Raw genomic sequence first — 8,600 nt, forward strand, 5'->3', positions numbered from 1 at the left:
GGAGCGGGAGGGTGAGCGCAACCGGGAGCGGGAGGGTGGCCGCGTCGAGTAGTTGACGCTGGCGTCTGGGGCCGGCGGTTGGGTGGCGGCTGGTTCCGGAGTGTCAGTTGATGGGTCCGTGTGAGGGGCGTCGGTATCGGCGTCCCTCACACGGACCCTGTGGTGAGTAGGGGGTGGGTGTGCGGACCGTGCCGACTCGTCGGGGACCGGTCCTGGCATTGGCCGGGAGTGCACGGCACCGTGGCTTCGTCCACGCCGGCCGGCTGACCACCGCGACCCGCCGACAGCCCGGGAGGTCAGGACGCGAGGCCGGCCGGCCGTGCTCGCGCTGCAGCGCCACCGTTGGTCACCACGATCGGGACGCAGCCGTCGTAGGAGTGGAAGTCGCCCTCGCTGTGGCACCGGCCCCGCCAGTGGAGGCGGGTGAGGGCGACGACCCTCGCCATCCGCGGAGGCGAATAGAGCCTCATCACCTCAACGCGCACACCTCCCCGGCCCCATTACGGAGCCACGTCGAGGTGTCCACCGCTCAGGGGGAAGTGCTGCCGGCGCGAGCTGCTGGAGGATGTCGTCCGGACGTCGCGGCGAACAGATTGGGGTTGATGACCCGAGCCATGGCCTGGTGTCCGGCGTCGTTGGGATGGAGGTGATCTCCTGAGTCGTATCCGGGCTGCATACGGGTGTGATCGGCCGGGTCTCGGAGCGCCGCGTCGAAGTCGATGACGCCATCGAAGAGACGACCGCTACGGATGGCGTGGTTGACGGCTCGTCGGCATCGCTCCCCGGCGGCTTCGTAGCGTGCGAATCCGCGGTAGGGCGGGATAGTGGCGCCGATGACTTTGACGCCCTTGGTGTGTGCCTTGGTGACGAAGGACCGCAGCCCGGCGATGATCGCTGCCGCGTCGTATTGGTGGGGGGGTTGCTGGATGTCGTTGATGACGTCGGTGACTACGACAGCGCCCGCTCCGGGCACTGCGAGGGCGTCCTTGTACTCACGGGTCAGGAAGCTGGGCAGTCTGGGACCCTTATCGGTGAGCAGACGGGTGGCACCGATGCTGGCGTTGACCACGCGGTTCGGCCGACCGGTCTGCTTCAGGATCCGGGCGAGTCTGCTCGGCCATGCCGCGCCGGGTGTGGCCTTATAGCCGCCGGAGACGGAAGCTCCGATGATGACAATGGTGCCCGTGTCGGGAGAGGACGCGATCGCAGTGGCGGTGGCGATCTCGTTGGCAGGACGTGAGGCGGGCTGGTCAACCGGAAGTGAGGCGGGCTGACGCGTCGACGTCACACGTGCCATGACGTTCGGCGAGTGTGTGGCCCGGGCTGAGACGCCGCAGCCGACCAGAACGGTCGCCTCTGCGAGAAGGGCAATGACGCACATGCCTGCACGCCGACGAACGCTGACCGGCATGTCACCGCCTTTCTGGCCGGCCTGACCGGTGGGCTCCTGCCGGCCGCGCGCCATTCGGTGAGCGCCGTGGCTTGAGCAGTAGTCGTAGACCGGGACGCTCGGTGCGGAAGTAGAGGAGGCAGCCCCCTTATGTGGACTGGAAAGACGCGGCAGAATGACGTGTCAGCTGTCGCAGGGGATCCGGTGAGGGCCAGAACTGTCCCCTCCTGAACGGTGAACCGCGACGAGCGAAGCCCGAGGACATCGCACATGGGCCACGCGGGCACCTGCACATTGGAAGCAAGATCTACTAGCACGTGACACCTCCGGGACGAGGGCGGGTCCCTGCGGTGTTGGCGCGCGATCGAGGGGCGGCCTACTGAAGGCCACCCCTGGCCACTCCGCGACCGCTACACTCCAGCTGTCCGGCGAAACCCGCAGGTCAGGCAGCGAAATGTTGCTGGAGTACTGGTCCGTCGGCAGCCCCTGTGCGCCGGATGACTACCTCTCCGCCCGGCCTTCGTCGCGCCGCTGGTCTTCCTGGCGCTGTTCGTCGGCGCGACGCTGATCTTCCTGGCGCTGTTCGTCGGCGCGCCGCTGATCCTCAGCAGGGGCGTTTGAATCCGCCCCAGCGCCGTGCAGGTAGCTGCGGGGATTGGTGATCTCTCTCCATGTGTTACTGCTGTCCAGGCCCCAGCCGATGACGCCGCGGTAGCCCTCTGTTGAGGAACCAGGCTTGAAGTCGTGCCAGGTCCCATCGCTGTGCTGGATGTAGAACTGTGTCTGCCGGTACTGCCCATTCTCGGGTTCGAAGGGTCGCCGGTTCTCGGGCTCGAAGGGTCGCCGGTTCTCGGGCTGGGCGGGTCGCGGGTCCGCAGTACCCGGCCGCCGAGGCTGCAGGTGGTAGTACCTGCTGACCGCGTCAACCTCCGGACCGCTGGGCTCGTGCACGTGGGTGGTGATGGTCGGTCTCATGATTTCATCGGGGTTCCCCGGATTGTTCTGGTCCCACCCGCCAGTCGAGTGCCCCAGTCCAAGAGCATGACCCAGTTCATGTACGACCGTATCAACTTGCCTGGTAAATAATGGGGAGTTCTCGGCGCGCCGCCAGCCATCGAACCAGGAAGGGTTGAGCGTGATATCACCCTGCCGGCATGCACCGCCATAGCAGTTGCTTAATTGGGTCCAGCCCACATAGCCGCCATTTAAATATCCCTTGCTGAGCATCAGCGAAGGATATTGACCGGGCCCAGCCGGCCTGAGGAGATCAGTGCCAAGCTTGGCATTCCAAATCCTCGCGGCCCGCTCAACCGCGCTCCGTGTGGTGCCGTCAACAGCTCCACGAAATCCGTAGTAGATGACCGGCATCGCCCTGCTGCCGCCCAAGGGCTGCAGATAAGTCCCCCACGGGAAGGGGCTGGCCGAGCTGGCAGTGGCGTTCGCCATTTGGACGCCTCCGGTCACGGCCAGGGCGGCAGCCGTCACGGAGAGGGCACGTTTGCCTCTCGTGTTACTGGCCTGCTTCTTCAGACGGTGCTGACCTGGCGACTTCCTTGAACTGCTCAACTTTTTTCTCTTCCTCTTGTCGCACTCGCGCAATGCTGTCAACACGCGAGGAGGATCGGTGGTTCGAATTCCTGCGGATCGCCGTGTTTTGGGTAGAAAATTTTCCAGTCGCCGTTATGTCCGGCATCTCGTCGGGAAGGTGTTTACCGAGGCCTTCCGACCTCACATCCGTAAGGAATATTGACTCGAGTCGGCTCACGACCAGGAACTAGTCAATCTCGAGGCAGCGGCGCCCCCGACACGGGCCTGGTCCCGCTGGCGCTCCGTTCACGCTGGACCTGGCTCCTGCGCCAATGCCATGGAACGAAGCTTGCTCGCCATGCTCACACAGCCCGGCACGGAGCGCGAACAGCAGGCGACGGCCCGCCAAAAAGATCACCACGCTTTTGGTTCCTACCGAATTTCGCCCAGTCAGAGGACGGAAGTTCCTACGGACTCTCGGCCGGGAACCGGCTTACAGAGATCAGTTCCTGACCACGCTGCAGTATTACCGTCCTGGACAGGCTCCGCCATGTTGGTTTCCCCTATTTTTCCCGGAAGGGCCTGTGTCCAGGATTCACACAGGCCACCCTCAGAGACCGCCCGAATTTGCAGGAGTACCAAGGCCGCACTATCGAGCCGGCCGTGGCCATGGTCGTCTGGCAGTCCGTGAAGAGTGCTTTCAGTACGTGCGCCACCTGGTCGACCACGCCGTCGGGCGTTATCAGTCGAGGGGCGGGATGTGATGATCTTCACGGACCTCGGACATTCTGATAGAAAATCCAGAGGGGGGCTTACCCATGAAAGCGGCGAAAGATCGCCCACCTGGGCGCTCCGCTCTGATCAAGGAGGTCAGCGGGGTGACGGCCGCCGCTGGTTGTCGCAGTGGGATGAGACCCCACCGCGGCGTGGAAGGGCAGGATCGCCTCGGAGAGCACGCCCACTCGCCGCTGCCCTTCGCATACACACAAACCCCGGCGTAACGCCGGGGTTTGTGTTGTTCGTGGTCAGTGCGCCGCTTCGAAGGCCTCGCGGACCTCCCTGGGGACACGGCCGCGGTCGTTTACCTCGTAACCGTTCTCGCGCGCCCATGCCCGCATCTCTTCGGCGCTGGGCCCGTCTGCCGGCGCCTTGCGTGCGCGCCCCGCACCCTTGGCCCGCCCCATCTTGCGTCCCTTTTCGATGAACGGGCGCAGAGCCGCGTCCAGTTTGTCATAGTTCTCGGGTGTCAGGTCGATTTCATACTCGACGCCATTGAGCGAGAACCCGTGTGTGGACACCTCGTCGGATTCCGTACCAGTGAGGTCGTCCGTGTAGATAGTCACAACCTTCTGAGCCATGAGCGGATCGTACATCAAATTTCCAAAATTCCAATCCCTTCGCTAACCGGTTCTGAAGATGTTCCCACTGCCGCGTTCCCCGGCGGCATTACCCGATGCCATACCTCACAGGTCGAAGGTATCGAGGTTACTAAACGGGATGGAACCATTCAATTCAGGGCTACTACTATGGTAACCGGTTGATTTTGGACAATACGCACCTTCTCACTACATCGACCGGGACGCCGATATCGATACCGCCGCGTCATCGACTCCATCGCGGACAGCGTGACAATGCGATGGCCAGGCCTTCAACGGCACCTCCAAGGCTCCTTGGACATGAGAGGCGGCCCGAGACCCGCAGGACGGGCCGGGTGTCGCGCTTGGTGCCTGGCGAGGACGCGTCTGCGAAGAGCGTGGAAGCGCCGCAGTTGACCTGGGTTTCTACCGGCCGCCGGCAACCCGTCCACCATGGCGCCCTGCGCCGCCCGAGCTGAGATCGCTCTCGGAACGGTTCGTGAGCCCTCGCCCGAATCAGCATTGACGGGGGCGCATCGCTCCCGCCTGCCTCGGATACGCAGCGGGAAAGGCAGCGGGCACGGGTCCAGAAAAGTGCCGCCCGGCAATGGACCTGGGCCTCTACCCGGGTGCCCACGGGTCCCCTGCCGCCGGGCGACGAAGATAGGATGACATCCCCCTGGAGGCCACTGACTCGTTCCACCAAACGTCATCCGATCGAGTTCGCCAGGGCCGCCGACAGCCGGCACGAAGCTGCGGATGAATGTGCCGACCAGACCGGCTCAACCTGAACGCGGACCAAATCCGTCAGAAGGCAACCATGGGTGGTGGGAACGGACCTTATCGGCGACGGTGCAGAACGACCGTCTCGGGGGATTCCTCGACGTTCCCCGCAACCTCGATCCAGTCGGTGTTCGGGCGCCGGTCAACCGTCCGCACGCCCGTTCCCCCCGACGCAGTCACCGCTTGGTTCGCTGGCGACGTCCGTGACCTGGTGAAGGAGCGTCTCCACCGCTCGCGTTGATTTCGACGTCGCTGTGCGAGAGGTAGAAGTCCGGTGAGCCCCCGGTCGGCTCCCCAGCTTCCGGGGGCTCACCCGCCACCACCTGCCCGGTGCGTGAGGGAAAACAGGCGGAGCGGATCCAGGCCCCCGTCCGACAGCGGGCGGGTAAAGGCCCCAGCATGTCGGCGCGGGATCATGATGGCAGCCCGCCAGCGGCCGACCCCACCCATCCCATGGAAGATCACACGATCGAGTCGGCCTTGCCGGCTAGCCCTGACGCAGACGAGAGGCCGCCGGAGAGTCACGGGTGGCGCGATGCCGGAATCTGGGCGCAGTCCAGCACAAGGAGGCAGCCGTGTGGCGACGGCCGAGCGCTCGGACAGCCTGGGTGTGACACTTGCCCTCGATTGGCTTGTGATCGTAAAGCCGACGTCTCGGAGCAGTGCCGGATACTGGACAAGGCCGAGACGAAGAAGGCCCGTTGGAGTCGGCGGTCGTGGAACGCGTCGTCGTCGGACCAGGTGGATGATGGTTGGATGGGCTGATGCTGAGCGGGAACGGCCCGTTTCTTGTCGTTCGGGGGTGCGTCGTCGGTACGTGTGTACTGGCGGTGGATGTGGCCCCGAGGGGCGTCGGCGGTGACCCAGCAGCGGCGTGCGCACGGCGGTATCTGGATCCCCGTCCCGCTCGTCGTACCCCTTCAGCACCGAGGGTCGGCGATGCTCAATTGGCGGCGGCGAGCGTGCGGCGGTCGTTGTTCAACTGGCGGCAGCCCTCGCGCTTGATGCGACGAACCTGAGCAAGGCCGAATAATTCGGCCTTGCTCAGGGGGATTTGTCCAATCCGGTCGCATGGGACTCCACCACCCTCTTCGATCCTATGGGGACCGCTGTCCGAGAACGTCGGGGTACCTCTGTGTCTGTCAAGGCGTCCGGACGAGGAGTTCGGCCTTGCGTTCGTCGGCGATCATGACGCGCCATACGTGGTCGGCGAGTCGGCGTTTCAGGCGACGCTTCGCTTCCTTCGGTGTCTTTCCTTCAGAGAGTTTGCGCTGGTAGTAGTCGTATCCGGGCGAGGTGGGCATACGTATCTGCACGACCGCGATGGTGTGGAGGACGGAGTTGAGCTGGCGGTTTCCAGAACGAGAAAGCCGGTGGCGGGACTTGTCTGCGCTGGCGACCTCCACTGCGGCGGCACCCGCGTAGTTCGCGAACGCAGCTGCACTGAGGAATCGGCTCGCCCGCCCGGTACCGGGGGTGTCCATCAACATGCCGGCCGCTGTCTCCACCAGGGTCTGCATGTGGGCGGCGTTGTCAGTGAGCCTCCTGCCCAGGGCGCGGATCTCGGCGATCAGGTCGCGGGCGATGTCCTTGCGGACCGTCTCGACCGCGCCTGCGGGACGGCCCGCAAGAGCCCGGCGGCCTGGTCTGTGGACAGCTGGGCCGGAGCGCCGCCGGGCAGGAGATCACGCAGCACCGCGTGGAGCTGGCTGACGGAGCGGACCCGGGCCTGGGTGAGGTTGACGCGGCGCTCATCGAGCAGGGCCAGTGCCGTGGTGTGGTCCTCGGCCCGTACTGCGCGCCCGTCGCCGTGCAGACAAGCAACAGTTGCGGCAGCCGCGGACCGAGCGGAACACATTTCCCCGCCGCCACGTCAGGCGACTGTTTGAGGTGGTGCACGAGGTGCACGCCGTGACCGGCACGGGCCGCTCGATCAACGTGGCAGCTCGCGAGCTGGGGCCTGGACCGGCACGCGGTGCGTCGGCACGCCCGGGCCGCCACCTGGGAGGAGTGCATACGGCGGACCCACCCGCCTCACTCACCGACCGACGAGCCGCGATCCATTTCTCGAGCATCTGCGTCGACGCTGGGAGGAGGGGCGAGCACAGCGCGCGAAGGTGCTGCACCAGGAGCTTGTCGCCAAAAGCGCCCCGGAGCGGTTGAGTGCGCTGGTGCCTTGGTGCTGCTACCGGACCGGGGTGCCTTCGGCCATGCCAGGTCGGTGCTGGGAGTGCCCTTGCTCGGGTGTGCTGCGGGTGAGGTTCACATGGTCGCCCTGAGCGGTGGCGAGGGTGAGCTTGCCGTCGTGGCTTTGGGCGGTGAGCGGACCGCCGGTGAGGATCCGGCTCAGGGTCTGCTCGAAGGGCATGGTGACCGTGGTGCAGAGCATCTTGGTCGTCACCAGGTTGCCGAACGTGATGTGGTCACCGTCCACGGTGACACGGGTGTAGAACCGGTTGCAGCCCAGGCCGCCAGAGGCTGTCCCGTCCTTGGCGATGCGCAGGCCTGCGGAGTGATTGTCGGCGGGGGCGCTGTAGGTCGTGCCGTTGGCGGTGACGCTCTCGACCCGCCAGTCAACGCCGATTACCGGTTCACTCGTGGTCTGCGTGGTCGGCTCGATCTTGTCGAAGGACGTCAGTTTGCGGGACTTCGTCCAGGGCTGGTCCCAGACGAGCGCTTCCACCAGCTGTGGGCCCGGGCGGTCGAGCTGGATCTTGAGGCGGTAGTTGGCACCGGCTACCACTTGGGACTCGGCGCTCTGGAGGGACACCATGTGATAGGCGGCGCTACCCGTGAGGTGCTGCTCCCGGTTGGCTTCACTCACCGCCCACTGTGCGATCTTCTTGATGTAGGGGTCGGCGGCGTTCGCCGGACTCCAGCCACCAGCGTTGATGTCCGGTTGCCCTGGCTTCGGCGAGGGAGACGGGGGCAGGCCGGTGCCCTGCTGCGTGCCCTGGCGGGAAAGGTCCTCAATCTGCTTGAGGGTCTTGGACAGATCAGAGGCCTCCTGCTGGAGTTCCCTCAGAAGTTCCTGGAACTTCTTCTCGTCCGCAGTCTGTCCCGGGCTCGTGCCTGGGTGGGCACCGCTCGTCTCACAGACCGGGCCGATCCCGAACCTCGGATTCCAGTGCTGAGGGCACGGCATCATGGCGCGGCCGGTACTCCCCGCACCAGCCGGAGCTGCCATGGCGGGGGCCGCACTGGCCGCACCTGCCCCGAGCACGACGCTCAGAGAAAGGCTCATGACCACATACCGGGCCACCGGTCCGGCAGACGTCCTGCGTGCCCTCCTGTTACGTGCTGACATGTCTTCCTCCTTGTAAACGGAAATCAGCGCGGCGCACAGCCACCACGGAAGGCACCGGAGATTTGTTGGGCGGCACACATGAGTCCCGCTTCCTGGAGACTCCAGGCAGTGCCATCTCCTCCTGCCGGATACCTCCACACGCCTTAGACCGTGTCCTATGTGGGGCTGGGTCGTTGGACTTGGTTATGGGGCGGGGTACGTGGAGTTGGATTGTTCCGGACGGGCTGTGGGAGATCGC

Annotated in this window: 6 protein-coding genes; all 6 read right to left on the reverse strand. The window is 65.3% G+C overall.

Features of this window, described 5'->3' with window-relative positions:
* Positions 1 to 296: 296 nt before the first annotated feature.
* The gene (locus tag ACZ7HQ_RS44145) at positions 297 to 446 is read right to left on the reverse strand and encodes a hypothetical protein (protein ID WP_471002953.1); all 150 of its coding nucleotides are present in this window, start codon (positions 444 to 446) and stop codon (positions 297 to 299) included.
* 83 nt (positions 447 to 529) lie between these two features.
* Positions 530 to 1,411 carry a GDSL-type esterase/lipase family protein gene (locus tag ACZ7HQ_RS44150; protein WP_471002956.1) on the reverse strand — a complete coding sequence of 294 codons (882 nt, stop codon included), beginning with the start codon at positions 1,409 to 1,411 and terminating at the stop codon, positions 530 to 532.
* A gap of 480 nt (positions 1,412 to 1,891) precedes the next feature.
* Positions 1,892 to 2,617, reverse strand: a complete 726-nt coding sequence (locus tag ACZ7HQ_RS44155) for a hypothetical protein (protein ID WP_471002958.1) — start codon at positions 2,615 to 2,617, stop codon at positions 1,892 to 1,894.
* Between the two features lie 1,325 nt (positions 2,618 to 3,942).
* Positions 3,943 to 4,275 carry a histone-like nucleoid-structuring protein Lsr2 gene (locus ACZ7HQ_RS44160; protein ID WP_471002960.1) on the reverse strand — a complete coding sequence of 111 codons (333 nt, stop codon included), beginning with the start codon at positions 4,273 to 4,275 and terminating at the stop codon, positions 3,943 to 3,945.
* A gap of 1,922 nt (positions 4,276 to 6,197) precedes the next feature.
* Complete coding sequence (locus tag ACZ7HQ_RS44165; protein WP_471002962.1) at positions 6,198 to 6,575, reverse strand: transposase; 378 nt, start codon at positions 6,573 to 6,575, stop codon at positions 6,198 to 6,200.
* Positions 6,576 to 7,240: 665 nt separating this feature from the next.
* Positions 7,241 to 8,203 (reverse strand): META domain-containing protein, encoded by a 963-nt coding sequence (locus ACZ7HQ_RS44170; RefSeq protein WP_471002965.1) that lies wholly within the window; start codon positions 8,201 to 8,203, stop codon positions 7,241 to 7,243.
* Positions 8,204 to 8,600 lie beyond the last annotated feature (397 nt).

This window comes from Streptomyces sp. NPDC037290, assembly GCF_055603245.1.

What these genes read in the sequence shown, in the direction of transcription:
- ACZ7HQ_RS44145 (WP_471002953.1), bottom strand. Translation starts at nt 446, where the DNA reads ATGGCGAGGGTCGTCGCCCTCACCCGCCTCCACTGGCGGGGCCGGTGC.
- ACZ7HQ_RS44170 (WP_471002965.1), bottom strand. Translation starts at nt 8,203, where the DNA reads ATGATGCCGTGCCCTCAGCACTGGAATCCGAGGTTCGGGATCGGCCCG.
- ACZ7HQ_RS44150 (WP_471002956.1), bottom strand. Translation starts at nt 1,411, where the DNA reads ATGCCGGTCAGCGTTCGTCGGCGTGCAGGCATGTGCGTCATTGCCCTT.
- ACZ7HQ_RS44155 (WP_471002958.1), bottom strand. Translation starts at nt 2,617, where the DNA reads ATGCTCAGCAAGGGATATTTAAATGGCGGCTATGTGGGCTGGACCCAA.
- ACZ7HQ_RS44165 (WP_471002962.1), bottom strand. Translation starts at nt 6,575, where the DNA reads ATGCAGACCCTGGTGGAGACAGCGGCCGGCATGTTGATGGACACCCCC.
- ACZ7HQ_RS44160 (WP_471002960.1), bottom strand. Translation starts at nt 4,275, where the DNA reads ATGGCTCAGAAGGTTGTGACTATCTACACGGACGACCTCACTGGTACG.